Consider the following 16,248-nt stretch of genomic DNA (forward strand, 5'->3'; position numbering starts at 1 on the left):
AGGCTAAATTAAATTATGGTAAAGTAACGCCCGAGTTAGGCGCGTCTATCTTAGGTCATAAGCACTTCGATTGGAACAGCGGCTGCAAACCGGGTTTTAGTTCGGGGATGAAAGGCTCTACAGCAGGCGATCATTACTTTAGGCAGACGCAGGGGCCATGTCAGGAGAGATACATTTTAAACAATCGATTGTTTTTATTACAAAACCCCTTAGCAAAGGAGTTTCAGCGGTGAACTTAATATCTGTAGAGGAACTCAAAGCGCTGGTACAACAATCTCCTGGATTGTGCGTATCAATTTATATGCCAGTCGCTCAAGGAACAGAAGTTCAACAAAATCCGATTCGGTTCAAAAATTTAATCAGAGAGGCTGAAGACAAAATAGTAGAGTGCGGATTTGACAAAAAAGAAGCTGCCCAATTGCTAGAGCCAGTCCGAGCAGAAATTGACCAGGAAAACTTTTGGGAAAATCAAAGCAACCTGCTGGCGATTTTTGTCGGTTCGGGATTTTTCCGCTACTATACCTGTCCGGTGAATTTTGATGAATTAGTGGTTGTAAGCGACAATTTTCACGTCAAACCGCTGATGCCTATGCTGACAGGAGATAATTTATTTTATGTTTTAGCTCTCAGTCAGAAGGAAGTGAGGCTGATTGAGTGTACGTCTTACAGTGCGAGGGAAGTTGAAGTTGAAAACTTGCCGAAAAGCCTTGAGGAGGCTCTGCAATATGACCCGACTGCTAAAGATGGTCAGTTTCGGATTGCTACTTCAAAAGGAGGCACTAATAATTCTTTTCAGCATCCGGGAAGTTTTCACGGTCAAGGAAGTCCTGATCAAGATGAGCGCCAGCACGAAATATTGCAGTATTTCCACATAATCGATGGGGCGCTGCACAAATATTTGCACAATAAAAAAGCTCCTTTAGTGTTAGCTGGAGTTGAGTATTTGCTCCCGCTTTACCGAGAAGCTAATACCTACCCGCATTTATTTGAAGAAGGAATTACAGGCAATCAGAAACTTCTCAAGCCGGAAGAGTTGCGGGCCGAAGCTTTTCCGCTGGTGGAACCTTTGTTTTTGCAGGCTCAGTCAGAGGCGATCGCACAATACCACGATCTGACAGGAAGCGATAAAATTTCTGCTGATTTGAAAGAAGCTGTTTCGGCTGCTTATTTTGGACGGGTCGATCGACTATTTGTTGCTCTTGGCGTTCAGCAGTGGGGTAGTTTTAATCCCGATACGAACTCGGTGCAAATCCATCCCGATGCAGAATTGGGTGACGAAGATTTGTTGAATGTCGCAGCAATTCAAACTATTCTCAACGGCGGAACTGTTTACGCGGTGCCACCGGAAAAAGTTCCGGACGAGGCCCCTTTAGCTGCTATTTTCCGCTATTAATTTACCAGGTTTAAACCAATGGAATCTAGTTCAATGACAAATTCCGACAAACAAAACCAAAGTAGCAGCGGCGATACCGAACGCTGGGCATCTTTAATTGGTGGCGGGGCGCTGGTGCTTTTTGGCTTGTCGCAGCGTTCTTTGAGAGGTGCTTTGCTGGCGGTTGCGGGCGGCGGTTTAGCGGCCCGTGGTCTGGGGGTTGTGGAGGGTTTGCAGTCGGCTGCAGATCCGAATCAAAGCATTAAAGTTGAAAAGACGGTGACGATCGACAAACCGGCTGATGAATTGTACCGTTTATGGCGCAATTTTGAAAATTTGCCTCGGTTTATGAAGCATCTCAAACACGTTACGGTCATCGATGAAAAACGTTCTCACTGGATAGCCAGCGCGCCGATGGGCAATAGTGTGGAATGGGATGCAGAGATTGTCCGCGAAGAAGAAAATCGCTTAATTGCTTGGGCGTCTGTGGAAGGATCTGATGTTGACAATTCTGGCTTTGTGCGCTTTCAACCGGCACCAGCGGGACGCGGTACAGAGGTAAAAGTTGTCATCGAATACAACCCTCCCGGCGGTGCAATTGGTGCTGGCGCTGCTAAACTATTTGGCGAAGCTCCCGAACAGCAAATTGCCAATGATTTACGTCGTTTTAAGCAGTTGATGGAAGCTGGCGAAATAGCGACTACGGAAGGTCAACCTTCGGGCCGCAAGTAATAAGTTAGATGGTGTCCCCCGATTTAAGCATCTTTGTTGTTTACGTGATTAGCTGATGTCATCTCAAGTGGTTTTCGGAAATGCGGGCGCTGAAGGTGCAAGTCGGGGCGGTTGGTTTGCGGGTCACTTTATGGCGCCAGAAGATGACCCGCGATCGACTTCTGTTTTAGAAGTAAAATGGGGCACTCACCCCGCCGGAGATTGTAGGACTGAGTGGGCGGTAAATGCGGCAGCCACGACGCTTTCTATCCTGGTAAAAGGGCGGTTTCGCCTGCAATTTCCAGAACAAGAAATCTTGCTGTCTCGCGAAGGAGATTATGCTCTCTGGCTGCCGGGAGTGCCTCATTATTGGTCTGCCGAGGAGGATTCGGTAATCGTGACTGTGCGCTGGCCTTCCCTGTCGGGAGATAGTTCTGGAGTTAAGAAGTAACTTTAACTTCGGGAACCAAAACGCGGCCGCTATAACCCGCGCGCTGGTAGCGATCGATCGCCTCGGATGCGATCGCACCCGCTTTCCCACTCTCAACCAAGGCTACGCAAGCACCGCCAAAACCTCCGCCCGTCAGCCTTGCGCCGAAGACTCCGGGGATTGACTGCAAGATTGCCGCCAGCGTGTCTACTGCCGGCACCGAAACTTCGTAGTCGTCGCGCTGACTGGCATGGGAAGCATTCATTAACTCGCCAAAACGTTTTGCTGGCAAAGATTTTACCGCTTCGAGTACGCGGTTGTTTTCAGTAACCACGTGCCGCGCTCGCTTTCTGAGAGGTTCCGGCAATACTTCCACTGCTTGGGGGTCGGCGATATCCCTGAGAGCTTTAACTCCCAATATTCGCGCGGATTCCTCGCACTCGGCGCGCCGCTTGTTGTAGCCACTTCCTGCTGCGAGTTCGTGGCTTTCGCCACTGTCAATTATTAAAATTTCTGTGTTTGTGGGAAAAGGTATCGGGCGACATTCGAGGCTGCGGGTGTCGATCAATAGCATGGTGTTGGTGTCTGCTAAACTCGACGCCATTTGATCCATGATGCCACAGTTCAAGCCGGCATACCGGATTTCCACTTGCTGTCCGATTTGAGCTAGGCGCACGTCCTCTAGGGGGAGGTTCAGCAGCGCGCGCAGTCCTCTGAGGGTTGCTATTTCTAAAGCGGCGCTGCTGGACAAACCGGCTCCGATCGGCACATTGGAGGTAATGTAGAGATTTATTGGCGGTACTTTGAATCCTTCTTTTTCTAAAAGTCTGAGGCAGCCACAGATATAACTGACGAATTTTTGCGGTATTGTATCGTCGTCGGAATAATTTATGAGTTCGTCATATTCTGCTGAATAAAAATGGTGTCGATCGTCACTGCTGAAGCCGATTTGTACTGTTGTGCGCTGGGGAATCGCAGTTGGAAGTACAAATCCATCGTTGTAGTCTGTGTGTTCGCCCAGCAGGTTTACTCTGCCGGGGGCGCTGGCTGTGGTTTGGGGTAATGTACCAAATACTCGTTGGAATTTCATTTTTGGGGAATTGGTAATTGGGAAGAAATTAATTTATTTTTTATCGTTTATTCTTTATATAGTGCCCAATTTTTTTTGTTAATTCAACCCCTGTTAACAAAAATAAACATCACCGTAGGTTAGGAAAAGATAGAGAGCTGTGATAAAATGACAGCCTAAGATTTCTCAAAAAATTCAAAAAATGCGATCGACCAGACCCCGGAAACAGTTTGCTCAACATTGGCTCAAAAGCGAGAAAGCCTTAGATAAGATTGTGAAAGCGGCTTCTTTGGATCGCGATCGCGTCCTGGAAATTGGGCCGGGCACGGGGATTTTGACTCGGCGTTTGCTGCCTGCGGCTGAGTCTGTTGTTGCTGTGGAGATCGATCGAGATTTGTGTCTCAAGCTAGCCAAACAACTCGGCAAAACCGACAATTTTTTACTGCTGCAAGGCGACTTCTTGGAAATGGACTTAGAGGCTGAATTAACGGCTTTTCCCAAATTCCACAATCCCAATAAAGTTGTTGCCAATATTCCCTATAATATCACCGGCCCGATTCTGCAAAAACTGCTGGGAACGATATCTGTTCCTGCTGCTAAACCCTTCGATGCGATCGTGCTATTAGTGCAGAAAGAAGTGGCCCAAAGGCTTTACGCTAAACCGGGTTCGACAGCGTTTGGCGCGCTGTCAGTGCGTGTGCAGTATTTAGCAGAATGCGAGTTAATTTGCGATGTACCCTCTAAAGACTTTTTTCCGCCGCCAAAAGTCGATTCCGCTGTGGTGCGGCTGCTTCCCAGAGAGATAGAAACTGCGGCGGTTAATCCGCGCTATTTGGAGAATTTAGTTAAGTTAGGATTTGGTAGCAAGCGCAAGATGCTGCGAAATAATTTGAAAGGGGCTGTGGACTTAGATAAACTCGTTCACTTGCTAGAAGAGTTACAGATAAATCCTCAATCTCGCGCTGAAGATTTAAGCGTGGATCAATGGGTAAGTTTGAGTAATAATATGCTCTCAGATGTTTAAAATTCAAGATTTTGTTAGATACCCGACTTCTTAAATAAGTGGCGTATTTGCGAATTATTTTTTGATCAGGACTTACGCATCGGGGCCCATAAACCGGGTTTTTTACCGAATATGCTGTGTACAACGAGTCTTTTCGTAAAAAAAATGGTTGCTCAACAATCGGGCGTAATTCCTATTTAAGAAAAATCACTCTTTGGTCTGACTACTAACAGTTGAGTTGAGGTTTTATGGGGATTCTTAAATGTTTATTGCAGGTTAATAGGAATTTTAATAATAAATTCTGCACCTTTCCCTGGTGCAGAAATACACTGCAATTCGCCTTGATGTCTTACTGTGATAATTTGATAGCCAATTGATAAACCTAATCCCGTGCCTTTACCTACTGGTTTAGTGGTAAAAAATGGATTAAATAACTGGTTCCTCACCGATTCTGTGATTTCTGGCCCGTTGTTGCTAATTCGGATTTCTACGACTTCACTTTCTAAAAGTTTAGTAGAAATTTTGATGATGCAGGGATTAGCTTCATTGGCTGCCATCGACTCGCTGTGGCTGTCGTCTTCTAAAGCATCAATAGCATTAGCGATGATATTCATAAATACTTGATTTAGCTGTCCGGGATAGCACTCTATTTTCGGTAATTTGCCATATTCTTTGATAACTTGAATATTCGCCAAACTGGGATTAGTGTTCAATCTGCTTTGCAAAATCATCAGTGTGCTGTCAATTCCTTCATGAATGTTGGCTAATTTCATTTCTGCTTCGTCATGGCGAGAAAAAATTCGCAGCGACTTGACAATACCAAAAATCCGCTCAGCGCCGTTTATCATAGAAATTAATATTTTTGGCAGGTCAGAGATGATAAAGTCTAAATCTATAGACTCGATTTTTTCTTGAACTATGGGTATGGGATTCGGATACTGCTCTTGATAGAGATTCACCAGTTCTAGCAAACTATTGGCATACTGGCGGGTGTGAGTAATATTGCCGTAAATAAAGTTAATCGGATTGTTGATTTCATGAGCAACCCCAGCGACCAATTGCCCTAAAGATGACATTTTTTCGCTGTGAATTAGGTTGGATTGAGCTTGCTTCAATTCAGACAAGGCTTGTTCGAGCTGTTGAGTTTGACATTTTAACTCTGCGGTGCGTTCCTCAACGCGAATTTCTAATTCTTCTTTAGCTTTTTTTAGGGCAGCTTCTGCTAATTGGCGCTCGACAATTTCCGATGCTAGGAGTCGGTTGGCAAATTCTAGATGTTGCGTTTGAGACTTTAACTCTGCGGTGCGTTCCTCAACGCGAATTTCTAATTCTTCTTTAGCTTTTTTTAGGGAGGCTTCTGCTAATTGGCGCTCGACAATTTCAGCTTCTAGGAGTCGGTTGGCGGATTCTAACTGTGCGGGACTGGGAAGTGCTAGGGCTTGAGGCATTAAGTCTACCAAAAGTATGGCTGTAGCTAATGAAATAAGGGCAGTAATTGCTTTCATTGTTCCTGAAAGCCAATAGTTAGGATGCCAAAGTGTCCAGAGTTCAAATATGTGAGTGATGCCACAGGCGACGATAAAGGCTCCAAACAGGGCAAAGATCCAATCAAAAGGCAAATCTTCGCGTTTGGAAATAAAATAAACCAATGTAATCGGAATGGAAAAATACGCGAGTGCAATGATAGAATCTGAGGCAATGTGAAGCCCGACTAACGGGGTATGCCAGAGATAGCAGTGGCCGTGAGGAATAAATGGCCCGGAAGTAAAAAAAGTTTTCCACATTTCCTGCATAATATTTCCTTTGAGTTGTGAGAAAATGGACTCGGACTGGTGTCAATTAATTTCAACCAGGGGTTTCTTTCACCTGCGGCTTAATCACCTATGCGTTCATATTCTCTGCTAGCTTCAGCAAAAATCAATCTGTATCTGGAAATCATAGGCGATCGCCCCGACGGATATCACGAACTGGCGATGGTACTTCAAAGCATAGATTTAGCCGATCGAATTGACTTGCGCGCGATCGGTACGGACACGATTCGCGTGCGCTGCGATCACCCGCAAGTCCCTCCTGATAAGAATAACCTGGCCTACCGGGCGGCGGATTTGTTGGCGAAGCAATTCCCCGATGCTTTGGCGAAATACGGCGGAGTCGAGATTGCGATTCACAAACAGATTCCTGTGGCGGCGGGGCTTGCCGGGGGTTCTGCAAATGCGGCCGCGGTTTTAGTGGGGATGGATTTGCTGTGGCAATTGGGACTTACTCAGTCGGAGTTGCAAGAGTTGGGAGGAACTTTGGGTTCGGATGTGCCTTTTTGCATTGGGGGAGGTACGGCTTTGGCAACTGGTCGCGGGGATAAACTGTCGCCATTGCCCGATTTGGCAGGCTTTTCTGTGGTGTTGGCGAAGTACCGCAATCTCAGTATTTCTACTGCATGGTCGTATCAAACTTATCGCCAGCAGTTCAGTAGTTCCTATTGTGCAGCGGAAGATTTGGCGTGCCGCCGGGAACGGCTGCATTCGGGTCCGATGGTGGCGGCGATCGCCCAAAAAGATCGATCAAAAATTGGTCAATTGCTGCATAACGATTTAGAAAAAGTTGCTTTGCCCGTGTACCCGCAGGTGTTGCAGTTGCGGGAGGCTTTTGAGTCGGCGGGGGTTTTGGGGACGATGATGTCGGGTTCCGGGCCGACGGTGTTTGCGCTGGCGGAGTCTCCAGAGCAGGCTCAGCAGGTTGTGGAACGGGTTAAAAGTGCGATCGCTTCTCCCGATTTGGATTTTTGGGTAGCACAGTTTAGCAATACTGGGATTCGGATTTTTTCGGAGGAAAATGATCTAAAAGCGCCGATTCCGAGGGTGTAACTCGAAGATGGTGCGATCGCGATCGCCCGTTAAACCTGTCTAACAGGCGAGGATCAAGGTTAATCTAACTTTTCGCAGAGTCTATTGAGATCGAGGAACTGATAATATGTGATGCAACACCGATTTTAGTTTTGGTGAATTAACCAGAAATCTAAAATCTAAAATCTAAAATCTAAAATCGCCATGACTGATTTAACTAATCCAAATTCTACTTCTAAACCTCTGAGTTCGGCTGGAGATGCAACCTCTGCATCTTCCACGCCGCCGACGATTTTGCGGTGCGTGATGGGTTCCCTGATCGCGGGCGGCTTTGCGGCGGCTTTGTACGCGCTAACTTTGTCGATCGTCCAAACTTTTGCAAATTCCCCGATTCATTCTGACAATGTGACTGCGATTAATATTGGCGCGGCTGTGCGAACTTTAGTTATGGGGATTGTGGCTTTGGGTGCGGGTGTTTTTGCTTTTGCATCTTTGGGTTTGATGCTGCTGGCTGTGCAACTTTTAATTCAAAAGTTGCTTAAAAAACCCACAGGTTGAAGTTTACAGGTTGAAACCATCTGGATACACAAATTCTCCTCCGCAAGGCAAAGACTGAATAGTAAGATCGAAGCAATGGAATTATTTACTATCGGACACTCCAATCTGAGTATTGAAGCGTTTGTTTTGCTGCTGCAACAACACAGAATTACGGCGGTTGCGGACGTGCGATCGCATCCTTTTAGCCGCTATTTACCTCATTTTAATAAATCCGAAATTAAAGCTTCTCTGTCAAGTTTTGGCATTCAATATGTTTTTTTAGGCAAAGAGTTGGGCGCGAGACCAGAGGATTTAAGCTGTTACGATACTAGCGGCAAAGCTTTATACGATCGCATAGCAGCAACTCCTCTATTTTCCGCAGGAATTCAGCGCCTGCTAAAAGGCGCCGCCAATTATAAAATCAGTTTAATGTGTGCGGAAAAAGACCCGATTACTTGTCATCGGACTATTTTAGTTTGCCACAAGTTGAAAGATTTTAACTTGCAGATTAATCATATTCTGTCCGATGGCAATTTAGAAGCGCACCAGCATTTAGAAGAAAGACTTTTGAGCAAGTTTAACAAAGGAAAAAAAAATAATGAGCCAATTCAGCTAAGCTTGTTTGAATTAGAGCCTCAAGTTAAACAGGAAGTAGTTGATTTAGAAACCGCTTATTATCGTCACGGATTGGAAATCGCTTATGTCACAAAAGAAAGCAATTAATTTATTTACAATTGGTTTTACTCAAAAAAGTGCGGAGGAGTTTTTTGGGATTTTGATGAAAGCGGGAGTCCGCAGGGTAATCGATACACGGCTGAATAATGTATCACAGTTAGCAGGTTTTGCTAAGCGGAAAGATTTAGAATATTTTCTGCGAACCATTGGTAATATTGAGTATGTTCATGTGCTGGATTTAGCGCCGACTCAAGATATTTTGGATGATTATAAAAAGAAAAAGGGAGATTGGGATGTTTATGAAAAGAAGTTTTTGGAGTTGATGGGCGATAGACAAATTGAACACAAGGTTTCCTCGGATATTTTAGACTGCGGGTGTCTGCTTTGTAGCGAACCAAAACCTCATAATTGTCACCGCCGCTTAGTTGCTGAATATCTCAGCGATAAGTGGAAAAATGTCACAATTAATCATCTTTGATTTAGTGAAAATATTAGATAAGTGTGGGATGAATCTAAAATCTACAATCTAAAATCTAAAATCGAATGACTCGGATAATTTGTCTCGCTAATTCCTGGAAACGCGGCGACAGGTGCATCGCCGGAATTAATGAACTTCAAGGTAAGTGGGTGCGTCCGGTTTCCGACTTACCAGATGGCCAAATTCCTAAAGAAATGCGGCAGATAAATAGACTTGAACCCGCGTTGTTAGATGTTCTAGAAATTCCTCTGGCAAAGACGGGGCCGGACTTTGACTTTGAGTGTGAAAATCTTTCTGTTTTACCGGGAAAATGGCGGCAAGTAGGGAAAGTTCCGCCAGCATATTTGCTGAAATATTGCCAGAGTCAAGAATATATTTTGCACAACGATTTGCGATATGTTACGGTGGAATATATGCAGTCTTTGCCAAGGTGCGATCGCCTAAGTTTGCAATTAGTCAAAGCAGTAAGATTTACGGTAAAAAAGTTAAGTCAAAGATTTGAAGGGGGTAATAAATGGGAAGGATCTATTGTCACGCATCAGGGTCAAAGATTGACTGCAACAATTACCGATCCGGTGTTTATTAGAAAGTTAGAATTGGGGTATCGACCGCAAAAAGCTTGTTTGGTAACAGTGAGTTTGAGTATGCCTTGGCGGCCCGATGATTGGGAGGGGGATGACCCTTGTTGGAAGTTGATTGCGGGTGTGGTAGAGTTGCCGGAAGATGTTGTTGATGATGAAATTTAGTTTTGACCAAAATGGGCGATCGATTATTTATTTCTTTTTATTTACCGCAAAAACTCTGTTCGTGGTATAATTCTGCGGGACTGTAGCAGGAAGGGGTGCTTTTTGATGAAAGCAGAATTTTATTTTGACTGTCACAAATATATTTGCAGTTTAGTTCAAGTAGATTTTGTCAAAGAATTAAAAATAAAAAATCATCAAGGTTTTGTTTTGGCTGTTAAGCAAGGACAAAAGATTGGACTTTTGGGAAAAAGTCGCCATAATGCTAAACAAGTTGATGTATCTAAGCCACATTTTTATAATGTAATTAAAGCGGCTATGAGCGCTTTGGAATTAGAAACTAAAAATGAGGTGATATTAGAGAGAAATCGAACTCTTGCTGATGCCGAAGAAATGATTCAGCAGCAAAACCGAGAAATTCGCGTTCTCAACGAACAGATTAGAATGCTTGCAACTAAGGTTGAGGAATTGTCAAGGGAAAAGCAGCAGTTATCCATGCAGCTAGTAGACAAGGAAATCAGAGAAACTGCAATTAGTCAAGAACTTGATGATTTCCCTGCTTTCGAGGAAGATTTAGTGGGGGGGGAAATTGAGCAGGAGCTTGAAGAAACTGAAATTAGTAAAAAAATCGAAGAATCGTCGGTTCAAACTTCTGGGTTGGACGTGCAGTTAATAGAAAATCTACCGGATTATGAGGGAATTGATGAAAAGGAACTAATGACCGAAAGCGATGTTAAAAGTGTCACTGTAGAAATTAGAGAAGAAGTAGAATTTCAAGGAGGCGAAACAGAAATTAAGCGGCTGCCTAAAAGAGGTTCCCAGAGAAGGATGAGAAAGAAATAATGAGCATATATATTTTCTAGAGTGTGAGGCGCTATTTATAGCGAAAATGTGCGCCATATACACGCTAAATATAGAGTTTATGCGTATCTATTGTGCATTTTTTATTCCTCGCTCTGTGGCAAATCTTTTCTAATTATTGTCGGAAACCAACTGACGGCTGCTCTTTGTCCGATTGCCCTGCTTTGTTCAATAAATCCGGGTACTTCTGCGATCGCCAAAAATGGAAAAGCTAAACTTTGAGCAGCACGATTGTATTTTCCATCAGGGCGAACGCATCTAAATTTTATGTTAACAGAATATGGTATATTGGAGCAGAGTTATTGAGCATCTAAAAAATATTCAATTAGAGCTTAACATTATGAAACTCAAACCTAAAATCACCATTGCCGACCATTTTCCGACTTAGAAGATCCCAGAATTGAGCAAACGAAGCATCATCAATTAATTGATATTATCACCCTTTCAATTTGTGCTGTGATTTGCGGTGCTGATACATGGGTGGATATCGAAAGTTACGGGCGTGCTAAATACGAATGGTTAAAGAAAATTTTAGAATTGCCGAATGGCATCCCTTCGCATGACACAATTGCGCGAGTATTTTCTCGCCTCAAACTTGAGCAATTTCAGAAATGTTTTTTGAGTTGGATTCAATCTATTAGCTGCTTGAATCCCGGAGAAGTAATCGCACTTGATGGCAAAACTCTTCGCCATTATTACTCACGGGGAGGAGACAAAAAAGCGATTCATATGGTCAGTGCTTGGGCGACCAGTCAAAGATTAGTTTTATGACAAGTTAAGGTTGATAAAAAGTCTAATGAAATCACAGCTATTCCGGCTTTACTCAAAGTATTAGAATTGAAGGGAAGCATTGTCAGTATTGATGCTATGGGCTGTCAGAGATAAATTGTGAAGTCAATTGTCGAACAAGGAGGAGATTACGTAATCACCTTAAAAAAGAACCAACCATCCCTGTATGCCAGAGTAGAAGAGTTGTTTAAACAAGCAATTATACAAGGATTTTCGGGATTTACACATACAGCTCATGCGACGAAGAAAGAGAATAATCACGGTCGCTAAGAAATCAGACATTACAACCATGTTAAGTGACATCAAAGAGCGGATAGATCCCGACAATCAATGGGAGAAGCTTCATAGTATAGGTATGATAGAATCCGTAAAAATAGTGAAAGGAAAAACAACTATTGAAACTCGTTATTATATTAGTAGTTTACCAAATAATGCTCAAAGATTTGGTGAATCAGTCCGCAGCCATTGGGGAATTGAAAATTCTTTACATTGGGTATTAGATGTGGGTTTTTGTGAAGATGATTGTCGAATTAGCAAAGATAATGCTCCGCAAAACTTTGCTATGATTAGACACATCTCGCTTAATCTTTTGAATCAAGAAAAAACCTCAAAAACCGGAGCCAGAAATAAGCGACTTCCAGCCGGGTGGGATGATGACTATTTGACTAAGATTCTCGCTGTTGCAGTTACCTAAATTCTCACAAATAACTCATTAATAACTATTATACAACTTGTAAACAGTGGTTGTAATATTTTTATTGTCTCAAAATTAGCATTAAGTAAAAACCACCATGAATTAGTTCCTATTTTATCTAAAAAGTCATTACAAAGCGTATCGGTAGTTTCTAAGAATGGTGAATTTATCTCAAAATATACTCACCACTGATGAACAGTGTTCAATAAGATGCGTTCCCCCTGGGTCAACCGGAAGTTGAGGATGAGCCGGAAGCTAAATAAGCAGCCTGAATTTTAGTCTTGTTTGTAAGGTGCGTCAGGCTTGAAGCGAGTACGAAATAATTAGGTTTTACCTCTGACGCACCCTACGAAATGCGTAAGTCCTGTTTAAGCGTAAGGCACCGGATCTTTCAGCCCCAATTCCTCAAAAGCCACCAGCCGCAGGCGACAAGAATCGCAAACACCGCAGGCATTTTCCCCGCCTGCATAGCAAGACCAAGTTTGCTCCCAAGGTACTCCTAATTTGTTGCCTAATTGAATAATTTCTGTTTTTTTAAGTTCGATCAAAGGTGTTACAATATTAATAGGTTCTCCTTCTCTTCCCTGCTTTGTTCCTAACCGAAATACTTCCTGCATTGCTTGGATGTAATCGAGGCGGCAGTCTGGATAGCCGGAATAATCTAAAGCGTTGACGCCGATGTAAATGCGATCGGCTTCTAGAGTTTCTGCGTAGGCCAGGGCAAAGCTGAGAAAGATCGTATTTCTGGCAGGAACGTAGGTAATGGGGATGTTTTGAGACATTTCTGCAAGATTGCGCTCGATCGGCAATTCCATCTCATTATCCGTCAAAGCCGAACCGCCCCAAAGCGTTAGGTCAAAGTTTACCACCTGATGTGCCTTAACTGCGGCCGAAAGTGCGATCGCCTTTGCTGATTCCAACTCCCGCCGATGTCTTTGCTTGTAGTCAAAGGAAATAGCGTAACACTCGCAGCCGTCGGCTTTGGCTTGATACAAAACTGTTGAGGAATCCAGCCCTCCCGACAATAAAATAACTGCTTTCACTTAAAACATCCTCACTCGAATTAGCTTTTATATTTATATCAAAATAGTGGCGAATTGACAATATACCAATGCTAAATGCTTTGTAAAACCTACATATTACACCATTGTCAAGAACGGGCATCTTGCCCGTTCCACAAAACTCAATTAACTGTTTCCCGGCTCTGCATACTAACGAGTAGAAAGAAAATTCATCTTTTGTGGAACAGGCATCTTGCCTGTTCTTGATATTCGTACAAAATGTCAGATTTCCGTTGCTAACAAGTCGTCTAGTTCGCGGTAATCGGGCAAAGTTGTCTCAATTTTAATGCCCTGCCGCAAAACTGTGCGATCGCCCTGCGCTCTAGATAACAATTCGCTGAAATTCCGAGCCTTAAACAAAATCAAATCAGCAGGTAAACCCACTGCAATTCGTCCTAAATTCGGCAATCCCATTAAATCTGCTGGAGTCTTTGTCACTGCACAGGGCCAGTCTCCATAAGGCCTATCTAAATGAGCGATACGGACTGCCATATTAAAAACTTCTAAAACATCGTGATCGCCAAATCCGTAAAACGGATCGCGACAATTGTCGCTAGCAACTGCAACGGGAATTCCTGCTGCTTTGAGTTCGTGCACTAGCGTCACTCCCCGCCAGCGCGGTGTATGCTCAGATTCTCGGTCTTGCAGGTAAAGGTTGCACATCGGCAAGCTGACAATGCCAATATTTGCTTCCTTGACTAATTCCATAGTTTCTGTTACTAAATCTGAGGGTTGTACGGCTAAACTACAGCAGTGTCCGCAGATAATTTGACCGGAAAATTTATGGCGGATGGCGGTTTTTGCGACTTCCCGCAGTGTTACTGAATCTGGATCGTCGTTTTCGTCGGTGTGGAAGTCGAGGTTTAAATTTCGTTCTTTGGCTAAGGCAAAAACTCGATCGAGTTGTTTGTCTAAGTCGGGGTTGATATAGGCGACTCCGCCGAGAATGCCGCCGGTTTGGGCCATGCGATCGGCTAATTTTTCGCCGGCGGGTGTCAGGTAATAGTCGAGGGAAACCAAGGAAACTGCTTGCAAGATCAGCCGATCGCCCCATTCGGCTTGCAGCGCTTCAAATACTCCCAAACTAACAGTTCCCTGTTCGCCCGCGCTGTCGATGTGAGTGCGGATAGCCTTGGTTCCGTGGGCGTAGCTGCACTTTAGTCCGAACTCCATTCGCCGGTAAACATCGTCTGCATTCCAGTTTTTTTGAGCGTCAGCGCCTACGGCTTCGATCGCGCTGGCAAAAGTTCCATCGCGATTGGGCGATCGTTCCCAAATGTGACCTTTGTCTATATGGGTGTGCATATCCACAAAACAAGGCCAAACTAAGCCGCCCTGCAAATCTATAACTGGGATATCTCCAGAGGAGGATACAGGTTTTGTACATGCTGGAGTAATGTGGGTGATCGTCCCTGCTGCAATTTCCAAATCCACCAAACAAAAATTGTTCTCACTCCCCGTTGTCGCCACAGTAGAAGCTGAGGGCGCGATCGATTTCATCTCTAGAAGAGACGCGGGCACGCGAGCATTTTTGAGGAAATAATTAGATGTACTTGGCAACATTAATTTTGTGAGTTAGTATTTTCCTAAGAATTTAGCGCAACCGCAAAAACGCTACCGACAATCATTGTCTGTTGAGCGTCAGTTGTCTTATCGGTAACAAATGCTACCTTCTCAGTCTAACCATTTAGACATAAAATTGTACAACGCCGATCGATCGGGGGCCGAGCGCCAACAAGCCGAGCATCTACAAACACTGATTTGCAAATAAACCTAGTGTTCGATCTGCTTGCATGGGTGTACTCTACCAGCTCAGCTAATGGTAATAAATTGTGGTAGTTCCACTGCCCTTAGCAACTGTACAAATCATGAAACTGAAACTATGCAAAAATTTACAAATTGCCCAGTTTGCAGCTCCCAAAAAATCAGCTTCCTGTACACAGCGGGGACAGCCCGCCACCCAAAAGAGGCTCCTAAATGGTCAGTTTACGGATGCGAAGATTGTGGCTTAGTATTCGTAAATCCACGCCCGACATGGGATGAACTGAGCGATTATTACCCCGAAGGCTGGCAGTGCTACAATACTTACGTACCAGACGAAGAAGACGTAGTAAAAAAAGCCAAAAAACTCAATGAATACCGACACATTCCTATCCCTGTAGGCAAGCGGCTGTTAGACGTAGGATGCGGGGGAGGTTCCATTATCCAAGTCTTCAAAAAACTCGGAGTTGAGGTGGCAGGAATTGAGCCTAGCTCCTCAGCAGCAGCAGCAGCCAGGGAATGCGGTATCGATGTTTTCACTGGCACTGTAGAAGAATACGTTGCAGAAAAAGGTACTGACGAAAAGTTTGATGTCATACTCTGTTCACACGTTTTGGGAGCAACGCCTTTGCCTGCAGAAACACTCGACTGCATGAGACAATTGCTGGCTCCAAACGGTTACATTTGGGTGGCTGTACCGAACGCGGACAGCCCATACGCGCGGCAACTGGGCTGGCGCTGGCACAGCACCGATTATCCTTACAATCTGATCGGTTACACTCCAAAAACCTTGGCTCTAGCCGGCGAAAAGGCAGGTTTGGCAATTCAGCGAAATTACACCTACTCTTTACCAGGTAGCCTTCGTTACTCTATCTGTTTGTGGCTGCGCTATCGGTGGTTTTTACCGCACAAAGTTACCCGATTCTTCCTTTCTGAAGAACGTGTTGAGCGCATGGCGAAGGAATTGGACTCGCGCGGGGAAGGTGAGGCAATTATAATGGAATTCTGTCACCCTCAAAGCCTGGATTAAGACGTTTTTACCAAAAGTATTTGATTTGAGATTTGAGATTTGAGATTGAGTGCACGTCGGCGGCTCAGAATCTCAAATCTTTTTTTTCGCGCATATCTTAAAACTTCAAAGTTGGCGTTTGGCAGTTGTGCTGGCTTTGGTGTTGGCTATACTGGGAAAGATTGAACTCTGGACTTATATCAAATCCGACGAAA

Annotated in this window: 17 protein-coding genes; 13 read left to right on the plus strand and 4 right to left on the minus strand. The window is 44.2% G+C overall.

Features of this window, described 5'->3' with window-relative positions; translation table 11 throughout:
• The first annotated feature begins 229 nt into the window (after window positions 1-229).
• Genes QT979_RS06985 through QT979_RS06995 form a run of 3 tightly spaced genes read left to right on the plus strand, consistent with a single transcriptional unit; the run spans window position 230 to window position 2,534 of the window.
• On the plus strand, window positions 230-1,393 hold the full coding sequence (locus tag QT979_RS06985) for a baeRF3 domain-containing protein (protein WP_333308889.1): 1,164 nt from the start codon (window positions 230-232) through the stop codon (window positions 1,391-1,393).
• 18 nt (window positions 1,394-1,411) lie between these two features.
• Window positions 1,412-2,104 (plus strand): SRPBCC family protein, encoded by a 693-nt coding sequence (locus QT979_RS06990; RefSeq protein WP_333308891.1) that lies wholly within the window; start codon window positions 1,412-1,414, stop codon window positions 2,102-2,104.
• A gap of 55 nt (window positions 2,105-2,159) precedes the next feature.
• The gene (locus QT979_RS06995) at window positions 2,160-2,534 is read left to right on the plus strand and encodes a signal peptidase I (protein ID WP_333215022.1); all 375 of its coding nucleotides are present in this window, start codon (window positions 2,160-2,162) and stop codon (window positions 2,532-2,534) included.
• On the opposite strand, the gene galK is transcribed toward QT979_RS06995, so the two are convergent.
• A complete protein-coding gene (gene galK, locus QT979_RS07000) occupies window positions 2,524-3,603 on the minus strand; it encodes a galactokinase (protein WP_333308893.1) in 1,080 nt (359 codons plus the stop codon). The genes QT979_RS06995 and galK overlap by 11 nt on opposite strands.
• Window positions 3,604-3,784: 181 nt before the next feature.
• Here galK and rsmA point away from each other — a divergent pair, with 181 nt between their 5' ends.
• Complete coding sequence (gene rsmA / locus QT979_RS07005; protein WP_333215018.1) at window positions 3,785-4,606, plus strand: 16S rRNA (adenine(1518)-N(6)/adenine(1519)-N(6))-dimethyltransferase RsmA; 822 nt, start codon at window positions 3,785-3,787, stop codon at window positions 4,604-4,606.
• Between the two features lie 245 nt (window positions 4,607-4,851).
• Here the strand turns inward: rsmA and QT979_RS07010 are convergent, their stop codons facing one another.
• On the minus strand, window positions 4,852-6,378 hold the full coding sequence (locus tag QT979_RS07010) for an ATP-binding protein (protein ID WP_333215016.1): 1,527 nt from the start codon (window positions 6,376-6,378) through the stop codon (window positions 4,852-4,854).
• Between the two features lie 90 nt (window positions 6,379-6,468).
• On the opposite strand from QT979_RS07010, the gene ispE reads away from it, so the two are divergent.
• The 8 genes from ispE (at window position 6,469) to QT979_RS07050 (ending at window position 12,202) form a co-directional block, all read left to right on the plus strand.
• On the plus strand, window positions 6,469-7,446 hold the full coding sequence (gene ispE / locus QT979_RS07015; RefSeq protein WP_333308896.1) for a 4-(cytidine 5'-diphospho)-2-C-methyl-D-erythritol kinase: 978 nt from the start codon (window positions 6,469-6,471) through the stop codon (window positions 7,444-7,446).
• Window positions 7,447-7,629: 183 nt separating this feature from the next.
• Window positions 7,630-7,983: a DUF3082 domain-containing protein gene (locus QT979_RS07020; protein ID WP_333215012.1), complete on the plus strand. Its 354-nt coding sequence runs from the start codon at window positions 7,630-7,632 to the stop codon at window positions 7,981-7,983.
• A gap of 75 nt (window positions 7,984-8,058) precedes the next feature.
• Window positions 8,059-8,685 (plus strand): DUF488 domain-containing protein, encoded by a 627-nt coding sequence (locus QT979_RS07025; RefSeq protein WP_333308898.1) that lies wholly within the window; start codon window positions 8,059-8,061, stop codon window positions 8,683-8,685.
• Window positions 8,663-9,115, plus strand: a complete 453-nt coding sequence (locus QT979_RS07030) for a DUF488 domain-containing protein (protein WP_333215009.1) — start codon at window positions 8,663-8,665, stop codon at window positions 9,113-9,115. The genes QT979_RS07025 and QT979_RS07030 overlap by 23 nt, the downstream gene beginning before the upstream one ends.
• Window positions 9,116-9,180: 65 nt before the next feature.
• Window positions 9,181-9,861 (plus strand): dual OB domain-containing protein, encoded by a 681-nt coding sequence (locus QT979_RS07035; protein WP_333308900.1) that lies wholly within the window; start codon window positions 9,181-9,183, stop codon window positions 9,859-9,861.
• A gap of 105 nt (window positions 9,862-9,966) precedes the next feature.
• A complete protein-coding gene (locus tag QT979_RS07040) occupies window positions 9,967-10,701 on the plus strand; it encodes a hypothetical protein (RefSeq protein WP_333308902.1) in 735 nt (244 codons plus the stop codon).
• Between the two features lie 453 nt (window positions 10,702-11,154).
• Window positions 11,155-11,490, plus strand: a complete 336-nt coding sequence (locus QT979_RS07045; RefSeq protein ID WP_333308961.1) for an ISAs1 family transposase — start codon at window positions 11,155-11,157, stop codon at window positions 11,488-11,490.
• Window positions 11,491-11,743: 253 nt separating this feature from the next.
• Window positions 11,744-12,202, plus strand: a complete 459-nt coding sequence (locus tag QT979_RS07050; RefSeq protein ID WP_333308904.1) for an ISAs1 family transposase — start codon at window positions 11,744-11,746, stop codon at window positions 12,200-12,202.
• Window positions 12,203-12,570: 368 nt separating this feature from the next.
• Here QT979_RS07050 and queC read toward each other — a convergent pair whose 3' ends face one another.
• Together queC and QT979_RS07060 are read right to left on the minus strand one after the other, a co-directional pair.
• Window positions 12,571-13,245, minus strand: a complete 675-nt coding sequence (queC, locus tag QT979_RS07055) for a 7-cyano-7-deazaguanine synthase QueC (RefSeq protein WP_333308906.1) — start codon at window positions 13,243-13,245, stop codon at window positions 12,571-12,573.
• A 240-nt stretch (window positions 13,246-13,485) separates the two neighbouring features.
• Window positions 13,486-14,826, minus strand: a complete 1,341-nt coding sequence (locus QT979_RS07060) for a cytosine deaminase (protein ID WP_333308908.1) — start codon at window positions 14,824-14,826, stop codon at window positions 13,486-13,488.
• 319 nt (window positions 14,827-15,145) lie between these two features.
• Between QT979_RS07060 and QT979_RS07065 the strand changes: the two genes are divergently transcribed.
• Window positions 15,146-16,054 (plus strand): class I SAM-dependent methyltransferase, encoded by a 909-nt coding sequence (locus QT979_RS07065; RefSeq protein WP_333308910.1) that lies wholly within the window; start codon window positions 15,146-15,148, stop codon window positions 16,052-16,054.
• Window positions 16,055-16,248: the final 194 nt, after the last annotated feature.

This window comes from Microcoleus sp. w2-18bC1 (assembly GCF_036700365.1).
Lineage (GTDB): Bacteria > Cyanobacteriota > Cyanobacteriia > Cyanobacteriales > Microcoleaceae > Microcoleus.